Genomic DNA, 17,928 nt, shown 5'->3' with positions numbered 1-17,928 from the left:
ACGGGGAATCAGGCTTTTTGATTTCTCCCAGTCTGCCTTCTACCGTTTACCCAAATCCACAGCGGGTAGATAGTTGTTATGTGTTTGGATTAAAAACAACTTTCTAAAAGAGGTGTCTACAAATGAAAAACGATGTAACGGTAAAGAACAAGCTCGGCCTCGGAACTGCGCCGCTCGGCAATATGTTCCGGGATGTGCCGGAAGAAGAAGCGATGGAGACGATTCAGTCCGCATGGAACGAAGGCATCCGGTATTTTGATACGGCGCCGTTTTATGGGGCGGGACTCGCTGAACTGCGGCTTGGTGAAATCTTGTCTTCCTATAAGCGCGACGAATTTTTGCTGAGTTCGAAGGTCGGCCGGATCATCCTGGACGAAGAGGAAGAGAAAGAGGGGCTGTTTGAATACGGCCGCAAAAATAAGATTGCGACGGATTATACGGAGGATGGTACGCTCAAATCGATTGAAGACAGCCTGAAGCGCTTGAAGACGGATCGCCTCGATATGGTTTTTGTGCATGACCTCTCGCCGGACTTTCTGGGAGATGAGTGGATTACGAAGTTTGATGAAGCGCGGAAAGGCGCGTTCAAAGTGTTGGACCGCCTTCGGGATGAAGGGGTAATTAAAGCGTGGGGGCTTGGCGTCAATACGACAACGCCGATCGAAGTGGCGCTTGAGCTGGAAGAAGCCCATCCGGATCTGAGCTTGTCGGCGACGCAATATACGCTTCTTCAGCACGAGCGCGCCCTTGAGCGCATGATGCCGCTGGCGCTGGAAAAAGACGGCGGGCTCGTCATCGGCGGGGCATTCAACTCGGGTGCGTTGTTTGGCGGTGGCTATTTCGATTACAAGGAAATCACGCCTGACCTCAAAAAAAGAGTCGAGCGGTTTACGGATGTTGCAAAAAATCACGGCGTGAACTTGAAGGATGCAGCGCTCCAGTTTACAACCGCCCACCCAGCTGTAAAAGCAGTGGTGACGGGTTCCACAAGACCGGACCGCATCAAGGAAGACCTTCAGGCCATGCAGGCCACGATTCCAGCTGCTTTTTGGGAAGAGCTGGTCGAGGCGGGGCTTGTTTCTCCAAAAGCGGTTTTGCCGGGAAAGTAAGAGGTTATTGAAATAACAATAGGAAGAAAAAGGTTCCGGTTTAATTGCCGGAACCTTTTTACACACTATCAAGAAAGTTGGCTGACTCTTCTTTTTCATGCAGCTTCTGCTATGGAGCAAAACGGCGAATGCGCCTGCGGGATAGCAGAGCTGTTTTTCGGAATAGCAGTTTCAATTCACCAATACCGAACAAACTGAAACCGTTTTAATAAGCCTTGCAGCTGTGCATCCTCCTGCAAAAAATAAAGGGGTTTTCCATCTTGGAGGGAAATAGTAAATGTATAGCCCAAAATAGAAGGGAGTACGGACGAATGGAAAATGTTAAAGAAGGGTTTATTCCTGTTACAGGCGGCAATGTCTGGTACCGGATCAGCGGCAATGGTCCGGGCATGCCGCTATTGGTGCTGCATAGGGGGCCCGGATCGAAAAGCAGTGACAGCGATCCGGTTCGGCAATTGGGGACGGACCGCCCGGTAATCCAATATGACCAGTTGGGATGCGGGAAGTCGGACCGGCCGACGGACACGGATTTATGGACAATGGAGCGTTATGTGGAAGAGCTGGAGCAAATCGTTGAGACACTGGAACTGGAAGAATTCCATCTTCTCGCCCATTCGTGGGGGACGATGCTCGCCGCTTCCTATTTGTTCAAAAAGCCGGCCGGCGTCCGCAGCGTCATTTTCTCGGGACCGGCGCTGGACGCGCAGCGATGGGAACAGGACCAGCGGAATTACTTGAAACAGTTTCCGCAGGAGATCCAGGAGACGATCGAGAGGAGCGAGCGGGAACAGACTACTGATTCTCCGGAATATCAAGAGGCGATGATGGCCTATTACAAACGCCATTTATGCCGTGTCGACCCATGGCCGAAAGAGATGGAGGAAGACCTGCAGGACATGAACCAGCAAGTTTACAATTTCATGTGGGGAGCTTCCGAATTTACCGTCACCGGGACCTTGAAGCATTTTGACGCAACGGACCGGCTGCCTGAAATTGAAATTCCGGCCCTTTTCACATGCGGCCGTTTTGATGAAGCCACGCCGGAAACGACAGAGTATTACGCGGGACTCGTTCCGGATGCGGAGTTCCATGTGTTTGAAAACAGTTCCCATACACCGGAAATTGAAGAACCGGAAGCGTTTGTGGAGACAGTCCGCGAGTGGGTGAACGGCCAGGAATTGCGGCCGGGTGCGTAAAGGGCAGGTTTGTTCAAGCTTATCGAATTTTGTCGCTCCGGGACAAGTGAACTCCTGTTGGCTTCTGCGATAAAATGCCTATTGCTGAAAGTTTATGGGACGGTTTTATAAGGAGTGTCCTCTGTGAACTGTATGAATATTCCGTCTATGTTAAACTGGGAAGATGCAATGCGGATTAAAACAGATAACAGAAAAGGGCCGATAGGAATGGAAAAAATCACATTGGCAACAGCGAAGAAACTGATCGATGCAGCAGAACAGGAAGCAGCGAATCTGGGGGTCGCCATGGTGATCTCCGTGGTCGATGATGGCGGCAATATGGTAGCGGTTCACCGGATGGATGATGCGTGGCTGGCGAGTGTTGACATTGCGCAAAACAAAGCATGGACGTCCGTTGCCTTGAAAATGCCGACGGCCGGACTTGCGGAAGCGACGGTGCCAAATGCGGAGCTGTATGGCCTGAATACGACCAATAACGGCCGTATTGTAGTGTTCGGCGGAGGTATTCCGCTCATGAAAGATGGCAAAGTCGTCGGTGCAGTCGGCGTAAGCGGCAGCAGCGTCGAGCACGATATCCAAGTTTCGGAAGCGGCTGTCCGAGCATTTGATGAACTGTAAGGAAGTCAAAAAACTATCTTGAACGATTTCTAAAATACTCCATGCATTGCCACACTCCCGGAAGAATCCCCTCGAGTGTGGTTTTTATTCATTCAGATAACTGTATCTGTGTACAGGAGGAGTTTAAGGGGATAGCTTCAATCCAATTAGAAACCACTATTTAAGCTGATTTTTTATAAGGAGGACAGCCATGAACATCGGAATCATCGGAACAGGCAATATTGCATCTTATTTATTGGAACAGATAAATCAAAATCACATGGCCAACGGGAGGATAACCGCTATTTTCGGGCGCAATCAGGAAGCCGGACAACGGTTGAGTGAACAATTTGAAGCTGACTTCTATACGAATCTTCAAGTGTTTTTGGAGGCGCCGCTCGATATTGTCGTGGAGGCAGCCACAGTGGAAGCGGCGGGCCTCTATTTGAAAGACGTCGCCGCCCATCAGAAAGACCTCGTCGTCAGCAGCATCGGCGTGTTTAAGGATACCGGGTTCTTGGAGGAACTTAAGACGATGGCGGAGTCTGCAGGCACGCAAATTTTCTTGCCGTCCGGTGCAATAGGCGGACTCGATTTGCTGCAATCAGCCAAAGCGGCTGGCGAGCTGGAACGAGTCGGGATCACGACGAGGAAATCACCAGCATCACTCGGGCTTGAAACGGATGAAGAAGCTGTGCTATTCGAAGGCTCTGCGTATGAAGCCGTGGAAAAATTCCCGAAGAATGTCAATGTGGCGTTGGTGCTTGCTCTTGCCGGAATCGGGGCCGAGAAAACGACAGTGCGCGTCATCGTCGATCCAGCCATCGAGCGGAATACCCACACCATTGAAGCGGAAGGAGATTTCGGCCGGATGAAGCTGCAAGTCGAAAACAATCCGATGCCGAATAATCCGAAGACGAGCCTGCTTGCCGCATTGAGCATTCTGGCGGTGCTGCAGAACAAAGACCGGGCTTTGCGGATCGGGAATTGAAGCATCAGTTCCCCTCTGCTTTCTTGTTAGTAAACTTGGGTTATTAATAACATGACTATACAGAAACCGCTTTCTGCAGCCTGGCTCAAGGCCAGAAGAAACGGGGCATTTTCACTGCTTGATGGACTGAATAATTTGGCAATTCAGGACATCTTAAACCATTTCAGATGAAATTTTGATGGAAATCCTGTATAATTGATTGCTGGCTCGGTAATTAAGTGGGATAGATTAGGAAGAGGGCGGTTTCGGCTGGAAATATGACGCTCGCTTCCGCTTTAAAACAGCAGGGGAAGAGGTTGATATGACAGGTTTTTAAGGACAATTGGTTAAGTGGAAAACTGTTGAGGTTAGTTTGCTGGCCGAAACAGTTTTATGGGTTAAATACCATTGCTTCATTAAAAAAAAGATTAAGTTATGTTGGTTTTGCATGGTTATATGTGTTATCCAATTGAAGTAAACCCGCCGCTAATAATTTCAGACGGGAGCTATACTTTAATATGAAAAAAGTTTCAGGTGTTTTTTTTAGTTCACTTGCTATTATGATTGTGCTTGTATTGTTTGGCATCACAATGCCGAATACGCTGGAGCAAGTGACCGGCAATATGCAGGCTTTTATCACAGCCAAATTCGGCTGGTACTATTTATTGGTTGTTGTGTTTTTTGTAGCAGTTTGTTTCTATCTCTTATTAAGCCCAGTTGGTCGAATTAAACTCGGGAAACAGGATGAAGAACCTGAGTTTTCACGCCCAACTTGGATTGCGATGATTTTCAGTGCCGGTGTCGGCATTGGATTGATTTTTTATGGAACGGCTGAACCGATCAGCCACTATGCGATCAGTTCGCCAACCGGCGAAACGGGAACCGACCAGGCAGTCAAGGACGCCATGCGGTATACGTTTTTCCATTGGGGCATCCACGCGTGGGCCATTTATGGAATTGTCGGGCTGGCAGTCGCTTACTTTACGTTCAGAAAAGGTGAGCTCGGGTTAATCAGCAAAACATTGCGCCCGCTTCTTGGCAATCGCGTTGACGGTTTCCTCGGAAAAGCGATTGATGTAGTGGCTGTTGTGTCAACGGTCATTGGGGTGGCAACCACTCTTGGGTTTGGCACCGCGCAAATCAATAGCGGCTTATCCTATTTGTTTGGTGTTCCATCCAGTTTTTGGATTCAAGTCGTGATCGTCCTCGTGCTGACGGTTTTGTTTTTACTTTCAGCATCGACCGGCCTAAAAAAAGGAATCAAGATTTTAAGCAACACCAATATGGCGTTGACGGCTCTCTTGTTCGTTTGTGTGCTGATTTTCGGGCCGATCATGTTTACCGTGAATTTGTTTACAGATAGCCTTGGCAGCTATGTTCAGACATTCGTCAATATGAGTTTGCGCTTAGCGCCGCTTAATGGCGAAGGCCGCGAGTGGATCAATGGCTGGACGATTTTTTACTGGTCGTGGTGGATCGCATGGTCGCCATTTGTAGGCATTTTCATTGCCCGTGTATCAAGAGGCAGAACAATCCGGGAGTTTGTCGTTTACGTATTGCTGGTCCCATCGGTCATCGGGTTTATTTGGTTCTCGACATTTGGCAGTGCGGCGATTGTAGCAGAAAGAACCGGTGCTGCGGCGATTTCTGAATTGCCGCTCGAAGCATCACTCTTTGGCTTGTTGGAGCAGTATCCGTTCGGTTTAGCTTTGTCGATTTTAACCATTCTGATCATTGTTACATTCTTTGTCACGTCTGCTGACTCAGGCACATTTGTTCTTGGCATGATGACGTCAAACGGTTCACTCATCCCGAGCAATACAGTGAAAATGATCTGGGGCGTCTTCCTTTCAGCTACAGCGCTGGTCCTTCTTTACTCAGGCGGCCTGCAGGCGCTGCAGAATACAATGATTATCGTGGCGTTCCCATTTTCGGTTATCATTGCTTTGATGACATTCAGCCTGCTCAAAGCGATCAATGCGGAAGCAAAAGAATTGGGAATTGGACAGTTAAAAAAGAAAGAGCCTCAAAAAGAAGTAAGAGTTCGATAACAGAAGGCGTCTTGGATTACACTATCTCTCAACAGACAAGTTTTCGAGCTGAACGTCTTGTCTGTATCCCTTTTCCTGCTTATAACTCCTTCTCAGTAAATTTTGAATAAAAAAAGGCGGTACCAATGACTCGAAGAGTTGTTGGTACCGCCTTTTTATTTAATATCCGCAGTCTGGGACTGTGAATTATGCTGCATGGATCATTCGAAGCGATTAAATTTTACTTGCGTTGACTGCATTAAATTCATCGATAACTTCTTGCGAAACGTTGTTTCTGAATAGGGATACAGCCACAATGCTGATCCAAGAGAAAACAAAGCCAGGAACGATTTCATAGAGATAGAAGGGAATGACCGCAGCTTCTTGCCCCATGCCTGCTGGCGGAGTTGAAAGCAAGCTCCATGCGATGACGGTAATGCCGCCGACGAGCATGCCGGCAAGAATTCCGTTTTTCGTTGCTTTTTTCCAAAACAGCGAAAGGATGATTGCTGGCCCGAATACTGCGCCAAACCCTGCCCACGCATAAGCAACAAGCGATAATACGGAGCTGTCCGGATTTAAGGCCAATACGATCGCAAAGAGTGAAATGAGCAAGACCGCTAGCCGCACTACCAGCATCAATTCTTTTTGGGAAGCGTTTTTGCGGATAAATCCTTTGTATAGATCTTCCGATAACGCCGATGCGGCAATCAGCAGCTGCGAACTGATCGTACTCATGATTGCAGATAAGACAGCGACAAGCAGGAAGCCGGTTACCCACGGATTAAAGAGCACTTGGGCAAATTCGATAAATACTGTTTCCGGATTTGCCAGTGGTGCATCCGCAAAGTAAGCGATGCCGAAAAAGCCGGTGAATATAGCGCCAAATAGAGCCGCAACGTTCCAAATCGTATAGATGGAGCGTCCTACTGTAATGTCTTTTGTCGACTTCATCGACATAAAACGGATGATGACGTGGGGTTGCCCAAAGTAACCCAGTCCCCAAGCCAAAAGAGAAACTACGCCTAAAGTGGTCGTGCCGGCAAAAACGTCCAGATGCTCTGCCGATATTGAACCGATCTGATTGACGGAGTTGCCCCAATCGCCAATTGTCGTTAACGCAGCAACCGGGATGATGATCAAAGCTAAAAACATGATCGATCCTTGTAAAAAATCCGTCCAGGCTACTGCGAAGAAACCGCCGACCATTGTGTAGCCTATGATAATAACGGATCCGACGATCAATGCAGTTATATAGGAGATGCCGAATGTGGCTTCGAACAATATGGCACCGCCGACTAAACCGGAAGAAATATAGAAAGCAAAGAAAATCAAGATGAACGAAGAAGCGATGATCCGTAAAGATTTTGACTTATCGCGGAACCGGTTTTCAAAGAAGTCGGGGAGCGTCAAGGAATTATTGGCTACTTGCGTATAGACGCGGATGCGTTTGCCTACAAACTGCCAGTTCAAGTATGCTCCGATCGCTAATCCGATCGCAATCCAGATTTCCGATAACCCGCTCAAGTAAATCGCACCAGGCAATCCGAGCAAAAGCCAGCCGCTCATGTCGGAGGCGCCTGTGCTGATGCCTCCGACGACTGGGCCTAATTGTCTGCCGCCCAGTATATAGTCTTCCACATTGGTGGTTCGCCGGTAAGCCAAATACCCGATGAAAAAGAGGACGGCAAAGTATGAAACAAAAACCGTAAGGGTAATGTAATTCATGATATGTTCCTCTTTTCTGCTATAGGGTGCGCGGAGGGAGGAGAAGCGACGGCTTCTTCCTTGTCCTCCGTTTCTTTGGATTGTCTAAACAACGACACGATTGAAAATACGACAAGCAAGGGCATCGGCACTAGCAAAGCGATTATTGAAGATAAAGGCAATGTATATTCCATCGGTTTACCGCCTTTCACTGGTTTTTCTTGCGGAAGCTATGCAGATTTAAAGTCTTTTCGTGACCGTTTTAGCTTGGCTGAACAATTTGATGTAGTCGTAGCTTCCTGCTTTAGAGTCTGTACCGGACATGTTAAATCCGCCAAATGGATGAACGCCTACTAAAGCGCCAGTGCAGCGGCGGTTCAGGTATAAATTACCGCAGTGCATTTCTTCCGCAGCAAAATCGAGCCGCGCTTCCACATTCGAGAAGAAAGAGCCCGTAAGTCCATATTCCGTATCGTTGTAGATATCAATGGCATCTTTCCAGTCTTTCGCTTTCGCGATGGCAAGGACAGGGCCGAAAATCTCCTCTTGCATGATACTGTCTTTGCGGGTTACGCCGCTGATAACGGTCGGTTCAATAAAATACCCTTCGCCCTCAAGTGCTTTTCCGCCCAATTCGAGCTTTCCTTCCTGCTTGCCGATTTCAATATAGTTCAGAATGGATTTGTAAGCCTTTTTATCAATGACCGGACCCACTTGGTTATTTTCTTCCCCGGTGCCGATCGAGAGCTTTTTGGTGACGGCAACGACTTTTTCGACGAGTTCATCGTAAACTTCTTCGACGACAATCAATCTGGAGCCTGCCGAACATTTTTGGCCTTGGAAACTGAACGCGGCTTCTACTACTTCTTGGGCTACAAAGTCCAAATCTGCTGTTTCATCGACCACTACGCCGTCTTTTCCGCCCATTTCGGCATTGACTCGCTTGATCCATTTTTGACCCGGTGCTGTTTGTGCAGCCAATGCGTTGATGTGCAGGCCGACAGCTTTAGAGCCGGTAAAGCTGATGAAACGGGTCTGGGGATGTCCTGTAATGTAATCGCCGATATCCGAAGAATCTCCAGGGACAAAGTTAATGACGCCTTTTGGCAGCCCCACTTCCTCCATGACTTCCATAAACTTATAAGCGATTACAGGAGTCAACGAAGATGGTTTCAACAAAACCGTATTGCCGGTGACTACTGCAGATACCGTCAATCCGATGCAAATTGCAAAAGGGAAGTTCCAAGGCGGAACAATGAACCCGACACCTAAAGGAATGTATTCCATCTTGTTGTCTTCGCCAGGGATCCGGATAAGCTTGTGGTCGTCTTTTGCCAATTTCAATGCAGAAGTTGCATAGAAGTTCAAGAAATCGATTGCTTCAGACACTTCTGCATCCGCTTCCGCATAATTTTTCCCGGCTTCAAGAATCATCACACTTGCCAGTTCAAGCCGTTTTTTCTCTAATGCTTCAGCCGCTTTGAACAAATAGTCCGCGCGTTCAGCAACCGGTGTGCGCGACCAAGATTCGAAAGCCTGCAAGGCACTTTGGATTGCACGTTCTGCTTCTTCTTGGGATGCTTTGCTGACAGTACCGACAACTTCATTCGGATTTGCCGGGTTTAATGAAACCAGTTCGTTTTCCGAAAACTTTTTCTCGCCGTTGATGATGTAGGGATATTTCTTGCCTAAGCTGTTTCGCGTTTCTTTGATTTTCGATTTCAGTGCCACCACATTTTCCTCTTTGCTGAAATCTGTATCTTGTGCATTCTTGTATTCTACTGCTATTGTTGTCATTTTTCTTCCTCCTTATTTCATTAAGTTTCGTAAGACAAAAGTTACGTTTTCGGGCCGTTCCGCCAAGCGGCGCATAAAGTACCCGAACCAATCCACTCCGTAAGGGACATATACACGGACCTTATAGCCTTTTTGCGCTAAGTCGGTTTGCATGTCTTCGCGGATGCCATGGAGCATCTGGAATTCAAACTGGTCTTTGCTGATGCCGCGGTCTTGGACAAAGTGGAGAATTTCCGCCACCATGGAGTCGTCGTGAGTCGCAATTCCGGCATAATTTCCATTTGCCAGGTGTTTCTTGATCATCTCCAAGTAGTTCTGGTCAACTTTTGCTTTGTCTTGATAAGCGACAGCTGACGTTTCTTTGTAAGCGCCTTTCACCAAACGCAAGTTGGCATTGTATTGGTTTAAATCGTCGATATCGTCTAATGTGCGGTAAAGGTAGGCTTGAAGGACGGTGCCGACATTGTCGTATTCCTTGCGCAGTTCTTTGTAAATATCCAATGTCACTTGGCAATGCGAGAAGTCTTCCATTTCGATTCGCAGGAAAATGCCATATTTTTTCGCCTGATCCAAAATCCGTCTTAAATTCGCCAGGCAAACTTCTTTGCTGATGTCCACGCCGAGCGAAGAAATTTTGACTGAAAGGTTGCTCTGCAAATTGTGCCGGTGAATCATTTCCAGTGTGCGCAAGCAATGCACGGTTGCGTTTTCTGCTGCTTCGGTGGTGAAAACATATTCGCCTAAGTAATTCAGCATCGCGTGCAAGCCTTTGCTATTGAGCTTTTTTACACATTCAATTGCTTCTTCTTCTTTTTCGCCTGCCACAAAGCGGCTCGCTCCGAACCGCATGCCATAGCGGAGCGCCATTTTATTGGCGGTTTTATTTTTTGCCAGTGTTTGAAAAGTGCTGCTCAATGCGCTCATAACAGTTCCATCCCTTCATAATTGGATCAGGACCAGTGAGGGTGCTTCCACAAAGGAAGGCTGTTCCCGATTCCGAGTTTTTTCGCATTTTGGTAAACACGGTATGCTTCGGAGACATCGTGGATCGACATGCCGATCGGATTGAAAATGATTTTTTCTTTCTCGTTTGTTCGGCCAGGCGCGTTGCCCAACATGATATCACTCAAATTGGAAACCTCTTCGCGTTTCACCAATCCGGCTGCAACGGCGCGGTAGCTGACGTCTACGCCGTGATGTTCAACGTGGTCGTAATCATCGACGATGATCCGGTCATAATACTGAACTTCTTCTGGAGCTGTATCCCAAAAAGAGATCTCGGAATGGAAAGCACCTTCTTTGAGCCATTCATATTTCACATAAGGGAACGTCGACATTGTAGCCGTCACGACAATATCTGATTCGCGGATCGCTTCTTCGGCACTTGCGGCAGGTACGACTTTCACTTGCAATTCGGCCGTCATTTCTTCAGCGAATGCTTGAGTTTTCTCAGCGTTCAAGTCAAAAACTTTAATGTGTTGGACATTCGGCATGGCATTAACAATGGCCATCAATTGGGTACGGCTTTGAACGCCTGCGCCGATGATTCCGACCGTTTCCGAGTTCGGATTGGCCAGGTATTTAGCGGCTATGCCAGTAGCTGCGCCGGTTCTCATGGCGCTTACAATTGTGCCGTCCATGATGGCGAGAGGGAAGCCGTTGTCGGGATCTGTAAGGATGATAATGGCAGATGCCCGAGGCTGTCCAAGGTTTTTCGGGTTTTGCGGCATGCTTGGGATCCATTTCATACCGGCTACATGCAAATCGCCGCCTAAGTAAGAAGGCATTGTCATAATGCGTCCGCGTGTTTCCTCTGTTTCGGGGCCGCCCCAGCGAATAACAGGTTTTGAAGGTTGGACAACATCTTTTTGTCCATGCAATTCATAGGATTTTTGGATAGCTTGCAATGTTCCTTTCATATCCAATCCGCCAGCTTCGATGCATTCTTCTTGAGATAGGTAGATGAATTCCACAGTTTTGCTTTTGAGTGCATTTACTTCTGCTTGAACCATTTAGAACCTCTCCTTTTAGAAATATTCTGATAACTTGTTTATAATTTATCATCCTTTTGGTTGGGTGTAAACGTTTTCTTTTGAAAAAAGATTATTTATTCCTTTTTGGGTAATAAAAAAAGGAGTTTTCACTCCTAAATAACAACATCGGCGGATTTTAAGGTGGAGACCAATTCTTTAATAGTGCGGATGGAATCAGGGGAAGTTCTTTTTCCTATTTCCAATACCAAGGCTTCGACCAATGCGAAAACCGGCAATATAGAATAATGGCTCTGGGACACGGCAACATGCAATACTACGGCAGCCTGAGGGACTATCGGGCATGAAAGCTGATCGGTAAACAAAATAATCGGCACGTTTTTTTCCGCAGCAATTTCTGCGAGTTGGATGGTGCGTTTCGTATATGGTTCAAACCCGAAAAGAATCAGCACTTCATCTTTTTGAAATTGGATAGCCCGGTCGAATAACGAGTCGCTGTCGTTGCTCAATTGATAGACTTTGGCATTGAACTCACTTAACATCAAGTCCAAATAAGTGGCCGGTGCTTTGTAAGGGCGGATGCCAAAAACATTAATTTTGCGCGATTCCATCATCAAATCGACCGCTTTTTCGAAGTTTTCAACCAAATGGTGATTCAGCGTGTCGGAAAGGTTTTTTACTCCTTCATCCCAAACTTCGTTCAATGTTTTGTAGCTGGTGAAAGAATGATCGGGATTTTGTTCTTGAAAGGAGACCTGGACATTGTCCCATTTGCTCACAGCATCCACCTGCAAATTGTAAAATTCTTTTCGCAAGTCATAGAAATTCTCATAGCCCAATTCTTTTGTTAAGCGCAATACTGTGGTGGTCCCGACGCCCGCAAGGACAGCCAAATCTTTAACTGTGAGAATGCCAATGTCTTGATAGTTTTCCAAAAGATAATTGCACAATTGTTTTTGCTTTCTGGGAAGTTTCTCTTTCACATCCAATATCTTTTCAATTACATTTTTAGTTCCCATGAAAAGTTCCCCCTTAATAAAAGAAATCGATTTTAAAAGTGATAATGCATTTAGCAGGATTAATAATCCTTACGTTAAGCTTATAATAACATTATTATCAAGCAGCTCCACTTAAGTGCCGATTTTAGGGGGAGACAGCATTGAAAGAGAAGAAGGAGAGGATTTCGCTGCAGGCTGAACGGACGAAACGCCAGTTCAAACTCTGTGTGGCCCGTGGGATGGCAGGATTGATGAAATAAAAAAGCATCGTTTCGCAACGATGCTTTGCATTAACCTCTTATACTTCCTGGAATTCTTTAACGGGCGCTGTCCGTTCATCCGTTCTCTCGCAAACCAGGATTTCCCGCAGGAACAATCCTTTTTTCGCGATGCAGCGGTCGGTGATGGTAAAGCCGGCTTGATCGATCATGTGGTCGATCGTTTGGATTGTCACGACAAGCAGCTTTTCCGTGAAAGGCCGTGCGTGGTTCAGGATGTCCTGCTGTTCTTCAGGCGTTGCATGCGTATACAGATTATAGGGCATATCAATAATGGCCACATCGTATTGCTGGGTGATGTCGGCTATCGGCCCTAAATGGACTTTGCCCGTCAATCCGAAATGTGCGATGTTTTCCCGTGAACCTTCAACGACTAACGGATTGATGTCGCGCCCGACAATGTCGATTCCCATTGACAAGGCCTCGACCAATACCGTTCCGATGCCGCAGCACGGATCAATGGCTTTGATTCCGGCAGGGTTTGGGACCGCGATATTGGCGACAGCGCGCGCCACTTTCGTACTAAGTGCGGTGGAATATTCCCGCGGTTTCTGTTGGTGCTTGAACCAAATGGATTCACTTTGCCGGGACTTGCCAAAATACCAGCGGCCGCCGAATGGGATCAGCCCGAAAGTGACATCGGGGGAGTGGACATCCGCCCGCCCTGTGATGACGGCGCCGATTTGCCGTTCGATATTGCGTTTTTCCAAGTAATCCACTTTATCCTCCAAAGCCAGACCGTTGATTTTCGGAAAAATCACCTTAAATGTGGCAGTCTCCATGTCGACCCCGGCCGCTTGCTTTAAAATCCCCGATAGCTCCGCAGCTTCAAACAGCACTTCAAGCTGTTCTTTGATGAATGGGCTTCTGTTTGGTGCAATGTCACGTGCACTTTTTATGATTTTCTCTTCTGTATCTCTGCCGAAAAATGCGCGCATCTCCATATGGCATAATTCTTTTTCATCATCGTGATATGCATATGTATATATGAATTCGCCTGTTGGCGTTAATCGTCTCAATTCATCCCGTCCTTTTTTGCCCGCTTTATTTAAGCGTCATCTAGTAAGTATACCAATATCGAGCTCCAGAGTTTGTGAAATTATTTCTTGAGAGGCGCCGGGCTGAGCAAAAGGGAGGCGAAACTTGGTTTCAAGGGCTGCAAAACCAGCTTCTTTGCCGATGATTTACCGGAGATGGTATGTGTTGGGAATACGCAAGTGTCCGGAATACAGGGGACGTTAAAGCGGACCGGCGTGTCGACTAATGGAGTGGAAAGCTGCATTCTAAGAAAAAAATCCTGAAAGGTTCATTCAATTGGAAGAAGAGGCTGTGACATTCGAAGGCTCCAGCCGTCGGAAAATTCCCGAAGACAAGCCTTCTTGCGCATTGAGCATTCCCGCTGTACTGCAGAACAAAGATGGGATGGTGAAGCTGCGGGTTTCATCATTAAATAACAAATCGGCAAAACACCGCCAGGACCAGTGAGGTCCTGGCGGTCAGCCTGTCGAGAAACTCTTGTTGCTCTTTTCACATGGCGCTCCAGGCGGACGCTTTCCGCGGGGTGCGGCCTAAGCCTCCTCGCTCGCTGGCGCTCCCTGCGGGGTCTCAGGACTCGCACCATTCCCGCAGGAGTCGCCGCCTTCCGCTGCATGTCACTTCTTTTCATTCGCTTTAGAGATGCTCTATACTCCTGATTGTTTGGGTTAATTTGTTGGTGGTGTTTTCTGCTCTCCCGGTAGGGAGCCAAGCGGCGGAGAAAACCCTACTGCTCCTGCAGCTGCGCTTCGTCGCAAAGACTTGACCTCGCTTGCTTCGGTCAACGTCTTGCCTGCGGGGCAGCGCAAGCGACGAGACAGCCGAGACCCCGCAGGAAATGAGTTGGGCAAATTGCTTTTGCCCAACTCATTTGCGACGAAGCTAGCGTAGCGATGCAGGAGCACAAGGTTTGCGAAGCGGCTGAGGTGGCTTGGCGCTCGCCCGCGGCATTTAAAACATATGCTCCTGCGCAAGCTCGTCGCAAAGCTATTGGCCAAAATAACTTCGGCCAATAGCTTCGCAGCTGGTCGGCGAACTATCGGTTAAGGAATGCTCGCTCATACAACGTTAACTTTTCAACAAGCTGACCGCCAGGACCAGTGAGGTCCTGGCGGTTTTTTTATTGCTGCTGCTCTTTTTTATATTGCTTGGGCGTTACCTGCATGAACTTTTTGAAATCCTTGATGAAATGGGCTTGATCATAATAGCCGGTTTCGTGGACGATATCCAGCATGTCAGGCTGCTCGGCGGCTAGAAAGCAATCAAGGGCGTTTTGGAATTTGACGACTTGCGAAAATTGCTTTGGGGAGAACCCGATATAAGCTTCAAAGCGCCTGCGGATATATTGCTCGGAACAACCGACTTCGAATGCGACTTCCTGGATGTTAATTGTGCCTTTTGAACGGTAGATCTCTGTGATGGCGTGTTTGACAAGGCGGATTTCTTTGCCCAGGTCGGCTTTGGACTGGTCCAGAAAAGCCATGAAAGCGAGGATGCGTTCCTGAAATGTACCTGCGCCAATAAGCTCTTCAATGATCTTTTGCTCGCTGGGAAACACATCGAATAATTGGATTTGCTGGTCCAGCAATTCAGCCATAGGAAACTTGAATTTCAACAAGCTTTGTTCCGGAAAAAAACGTACGCCGAAATACGTGCAATTGGGCATGAACGCCGGCTGTTTCCGCCGGCTGTACGGACTTGTCCAAAGAAAAGCCGCGGGCTGTGATTCGTCGCAGCAAAAAAGAAGGTCAAAACAGCCGTCCGGAATCAATGAAAGGGAGATCGGTGAAATGGGATCCGTAGTGAACTGATAAAACAGGGCGACGTCCCGGGCATAACTCAAATGGAGGGGTTTCAGTTCCTGATACTGATTCGTGCGCTGCTGAATTTCCGGTTGGGAAGGAAAATACATTTTCGGTCTTTCCATTTTATCTCCACCTTCAACTAATAGATTCTAAAAACCATTTATGTATGGGAATTGAATGCCAGTAAAAGCTGCTGCTAATAGTTATCCTTTTTGTTTTATTTACAGCGTGATTTAAAGGGAAGAATAACGAACGAGATACCGTGTTAGTAAATATAACATGAAAATTCAGAAAATATAATATTTGGTTTCGTTTTTTACAATTTTTAAGCTGGAAATGGGATTATGATAAGTTTTATCCTAACCGAAACAAATGAATGTTAGTTTTCATAACATAAAATGGAGGTAGATTGATTTATGACAACACAACCTACACAAGTCGAAAAACTGATTCATCCACTCGAGCCATTGACTGCAGAAGAGATTTCAAGAGCGGTCGCCATCCTTTCCGAAAAACAAGGGCTTGCTCCTTCTGCACGATTTGCTCAAGTGGTCCTGCATGAACCGGCAAAGGAAGTTGTATTGAATTTTAGCGGAAACGAAGCGCCCGACCGGCTGGCTTCGCTTATCATCTTGAAACCCGAAACGAACGAAACCTATGAAGCGCTCGTGTCGCTGAAGACGGAAGAAGTGGCGAAATGGGAATTTGTTCCGGACGCCAAGCCTGGATTTATTCTTGATGAGTTTGACATGGTAGAAGAGCTGGTGAAACAGGATCCCGATTACCGGGCGGCTTTGCTTAAAAGAGGCGTAACCGACCCGAGTCTGGTCATGGTCGACCCATGGTCTGCCGGCTACTACAATATCGAGGAAGATGAAGGCAAACGGCTTGTCCGAGCTCTTGCGTGGGTGCGGCCGGCTGCGAACGAAAACGGCTATGCCTATCCGATCACCGGGCTGATTGCTGTGGTCGACGTCAACAAAATGAAAATTGTGCGCATTGAAGACTACGGCGTAAAACCGCTGCCGCCGACCGACGGAGCGTACGTGCCGGAAGAAGCTAAAAGCTACCCGGTCGAAGTCAGAGCAGATCTCAAACCGCTCGACATCATCCAGCCGGAAGGCCCGAGTTTTACATTCGACGGACACTCAATCGACTGGCAGAAGTGGAAAATCCGTTTCGGGTTTACGCCGCGTGAAGGCCTCGTCCTCCATACGGTCGGCTATGAGGACAAAGGGGCAGTGCGGCCGATTTTGTACCGCGCAGCCTTATCGGAAATGGTCGTCCCATACAGTGACGTGAATCCGGCGCATAACTGGCAGAATGCCTTCGATGCAGGTGAATATGGCATCGGGCAGCTGGCGAATTCACTGGAGCTCGGCTGCGACTGTGTCGGCCATATCCAATATTTCGATGCGGTTATGGCCAACAGCAAAGGAGAACCGTTCACGATCAAAAACGCCGTCTGCCTGCACGAGGAAGACTATGGAATCGCCTGGAAACATACGGACTGGCGGACCAATCAAGTGGATGTCCGCCGCTCCCGCCGACTTGTGCTGTCGTTCTTCGCGACTGTCGCTAACTATGATTACGGCTTTTTCTGGTCCTTTTATCCGGACGGCACGATTGAATGCGAAGTGAAGCTGACCGGTATTTTGAATGTCGGTGCGCTTGATGAAGGGGAAAAGCCGAAATATGGGACTGAAGTTGCTCCGCAAGTGAATGCGCCGTACCATCAGCACTTTTTCAATTTCCGGATCGATCCGATGATTGACGGCGTTAATAACTCGCTCGTGGAAAGCCATACGGTCGCTGAAAAAACCGGTCCGGAAAACCCGAACGGCAACGCCTTCTACACGGTCGCAAAAACCTTCAAGACTGAATCGGAATCTGTCAGCAACATCGATCTCGTCACCCAGAAAACTTGGCGGATCGTGAATCCTGAATCGAAAAACTATGTCGGCCAGCCGGTCAGCTACAAAATCGTCACCGGTGAAAACTGCTATCCGTTTGCGGCAGACAGCGCCACGGTCATCCAGCGTGCGGGTTTTATCAAAAACCACCTGCATGTCACGAAGTTCGATCCGGACCAGATGTATGCGTCCGGGAAATACCCGAACCAGTCCAAAGGAGGCGACAGCTTGGAGCATTACGTCAAAGCGGACCGTCCAATCGAAAACGAAGACATTGTCGTCTGGTACACAATGGGGCATCACCACATTACCCGGACAGAGGATTGGCCGGTCATGCCGACCGCTTACCAAAGCTTCCAGCTGAAACCCGTTGGCTTCTTTGACCGAAACCCGGCTTTGGATCTGCCCCGGCCGGCACCGAAAGCGAAATCGTGCGGAATGAAACAGCTTGACAGCTGCCATTGAAACAAATGAAGGGTCCTGGGGAGCCGGTAACCGGTTC

At 47.9% G+C, this 17,928-nt stretch carries 14 protein-coding genes; 7 read left to right on the top strand and 7 right to left on the bottom strand.

All coding sequences use genetic code 11. The features are described from left to right. Positions 1 to 122: 122 nt before the first annotated feature. The 5 genes from FQV28_RS15920 to FQV28_RS15900 all read left to right on the top strand — a co-directional run bounded on the left by FQV28_RS15920 (position 123) and on the right by FQV28_RS15900 (position 5,923). Positions 123 to 1,109 carry an aldo/keto reductase gene (locus tag FQV28_RS15920; RefSeq protein WP_146497495.1) on the top strand — a complete coding sequence of 329 codons (987 nt, stop codon included), beginning with the start codon at positions 123 to 125 and terminating at the stop codon, positions 1,107 to 1,109. Positions 1,110 to 1,420: 311 nt separating this feature from the next. After that, positions 1,421 to 2,305 carry a proline iminopeptidase-family hydrolase gene (locus FQV28_RS15915; protein ID WP_146497494.1) on the top strand — a complete coding sequence of 295 codons (885 nt, stop codon included), beginning with the start codon at positions 1,421 to 1,423 and terminating at the stop codon, positions 2,303 to 2,305. A gap of 207 nt (positions 2,306 to 2,512) precedes the next feature. Then, positions 2,513 to 2,923 carry a GlcG/HbpS family heme-binding protein gene (locus tag FQV28_RS15910; protein WP_146497561.1) on the top strand — a complete coding sequence of 137 codons (411 nt, stop codon included), beginning with the start codon at positions 2,513 to 2,515 and terminating at the stop codon, positions 2,921 to 2,923. Positions 2,924 to 3,113: 190 nt separating this feature from the next. Then, a complete protein-coding gene (gene nadX, locus FQV28_RS15905; protein WP_146497493.1) occupies positions 3,114 to 3,893 on the top strand; it encodes an aspartate dehydrogenase in 780 nt (259 codons plus the stop codon). Positions 3,894 to 4,390: 497 nt separating this feature from the next. Continuing rightward, the gene (locus FQV28_RS15900; RefSeq protein WP_146497492.1) at positions 4,391 to 5,923 is read left to right on the top strand and encodes a glycine betaine uptake BCCT transporter; all 1,533 of its coding nucleotides are present in this window, start codon (positions 4,391 to 4,393) and stop codon (positions 5,921 to 5,923) included. Between the two features lie 213 nt (positions 5,924 to 6,136). Here the strand turns inward: FQV28_RS15900 and putP are convergent, their stop codons facing one another. The 6 genes from putP to FQV28_RS15870 all read right to left on the bottom strand — a co-directional run bounded on the left by putP (position 6,137) and on the right by FQV28_RS15870 (position 13,692). Next, the gene (gene putP, locus FQV28_RS15895) at positions 6,137 to 7,630 is read right to left on the bottom strand and encodes a sodium/proline symporter PutP (RefSeq protein WP_146497491.1); all 1,494 of its coding nucleotides are present in this window, start codon (positions 7,628 to 7,630) and stop codon (positions 6,137 to 6,139) included. 219 nt (positions 7,631 to 7,849) lie between these two features. Beyond that, positions 7,850 to 9,406 carry an L-glutamate gamma-semialdehyde dehydrogenase gene (gene pruA / locus FQV28_RS15890; protein ID WP_146497490.1) on the bottom strand — a complete coding sequence of 519 codons (1,557 nt, stop codon included), beginning with the start codon at positions 9,404 to 9,406 and terminating at the stop codon, positions 7,850 to 7,852. A gap of 12 nt (positions 9,407 to 9,418) precedes the next feature. Next, on the bottom strand, positions 9,419 to 10,330 hold the full coding sequence (locus tag FQV28_RS15885) for a proline dehydrogenase family protein (protein WP_146497489.1): 912 nt from the start codon (positions 10,328 to 10,330) through the stop codon (positions 9,419 to 9,421). Positions 10,331 to 10,356: 26 nt separating this feature from the next. Continuing rightward, entirely contained in the window at positions 10,357 to 11,418 is a 1,062-nt protein-coding gene (locus FQV28_RS15880; protein ID WP_146497488.1) for an ornithine cyclodeaminase family protein, read from the bottom strand. A gap of 134 nt (positions 11,419 to 11,552) precedes the next feature. After that, entirely contained in the window at positions 11,553 to 12,416 is an 864-nt protein-coding gene (locus FQV28_RS15875; protein ID WP_146497487.1) for a MurR/RpiR family transcriptional regulator, read from the bottom strand. Between the two features lie 277 nt (positions 12,417 to 12,693). Continuing rightward, positions 12,694 to 13,692, bottom strand: coding sequence for a TRM11 family SAM-dependent methyltransferase (locus tag FQV28_RS15870; protein ID WP_146497486.1), 999 nt, complete (start codon positions 13,690 to 13,692; stop codon positions 12,694 to 12,696). Positions 13,693 to 14,002: 310 nt separating this feature from the next. Between FQV28_RS15870 and FQV28_RS19310 the strand changes: the two genes are divergently transcribed. Beyond that, positions 14,003 to 14,158, top strand: a complete 156-nt coding sequence (locus FQV28_RS19310) for a hypothetical protein (RefSeq protein WP_186763915.1) — start codon at positions 14,003 to 14,005, stop codon at positions 14,156 to 14,158. Between the two features lie 670 nt (positions 14,159 to 14,828). Here FQV28_RS19310 and FQV28_RS15865 read toward each other — a convergent pair. After that, the gene (locus tag FQV28_RS15865) at positions 14,829 to 15,635 is read right to left on the bottom strand and encodes a helix-turn-helix domain-containing protein (RefSeq protein WP_146497485.1); all 807 of its coding nucleotides are present in this window, start codon (positions 15,633 to 15,635) and stop codon (positions 14,829 to 14,831) included. A 294-nt stretch (positions 15,636 to 15,929) separates the two neighbouring features. Between FQV28_RS15865 and FQV28_RS15860 the strand changes: the two genes are divergently transcribed. After that, complete coding sequence (locus FQV28_RS15860; protein WP_146497484.1) at positions 15,930 to 17,891, top strand: primary-amine oxidase; 1,962 nt, start codon at positions 15,930 to 15,932, stop codon at positions 17,889 to 17,891. Positions 17,892 to 17,928 lie beyond the last annotated feature (37 nt).

Origin of the sequence: Planomicrobium sp. CPCC 101079, assembly GCF_007859275.1 — a bacterium.
Lineage (GTDB): Bacteria > Bacillota > Bacilli > Bacillales_A > Planococcaceae > Planococcus.
Note: the sequence above shows the minus strand (reverse complement) of the source record. Positions and strands in the feature narration are given on the sequence as shown.

What these genes read in the sequence shown, in the direction of transcription:
- FQV28_RS15920 (WP_146497495.1), top strand. Translation starts at nt 123, where the DNA reads ATGAAAAACGATGTAACGGTAAAGAACAAGCTCGGCCTCGGAACTGCG.
- FQV28_RS15915 (WP_146497494.1), top strand. Translation starts at nt 1,421, where the DNA reads ATGGAAAATGTTAAAGAAGGGTTTATTCCTGTTACAGGCGGCAATGTC.
- FQV28_RS15910 (WP_146497561.1), top strand. Translation starts at nt 2,513, where the DNA reads ATGGAAAAAATCACATTGGCAACAGCGAAGAAACTGATCGATGCAGCA.
- nadX (WP_146497493.1), top strand. Translation starts at nt 3,114, where the DNA reads ATGAACATCGGAATCATCGGAACAGGCAATATTGCATCTTATTTATTG.
- FQV28_RS15900 (WP_146497492.1), top strand. Translation starts at nt 4,391, where the DNA reads ATGAAAAAAGTTTCAGGTGTTTTTTTTAGTTCACTTGCTATTATGATT.
- putP (WP_146497491.1), bottom strand. Translation starts at nt 7,630, where the DNA reads ATGAATTACATTACCCTTACGGTTTTTGTTTCATACTTTGCCGTCCTC.
- pruA (WP_146497490.1), bottom strand. Translation starts at nt 9,406, where the DNA reads ATGACAACAATAGCAGTAGAATACAAGAATGCACAAGATACAGATTTC.
- FQV28_RS15885 (WP_146497489.1), bottom strand. Translation starts at nt 10,330, where the DNA reads ATGAGCGCATTGAGCAGCACTTTTCAAACACTGGCAAAAAATAAAACC.
- FQV28_RS15880 (WP_146497488.1), bottom strand. Translation starts at nt 11,418, where the DNA reads ATGGTTCAAGCAGAAGTAAATGCACTCAAAAGCAAAACTGTGGAATTC.
- FQV28_RS15875 (WP_146497487.1), bottom strand. Translation starts at nt 12,416, where the DNA reads ATGGGAACTAAAAATGTAATTGAAAAGATATTGGATGTGAAAGAGAAA.
- FQV28_RS15865 (WP_146497485.1), bottom strand. Translation starts at nt 15,635, where the DNA reads ATGGAAAGACCGAAAATGTATTTTCCTTCCCAACCGGAAATTCAGCAG.
- FQV28_RS15860 (WP_146497484.1), top strand. Translation starts at nt 15,930, where the DNA reads ATGACAACACAACCTACACAAGTCGAAAAACTGATTCATCCACTCGAG.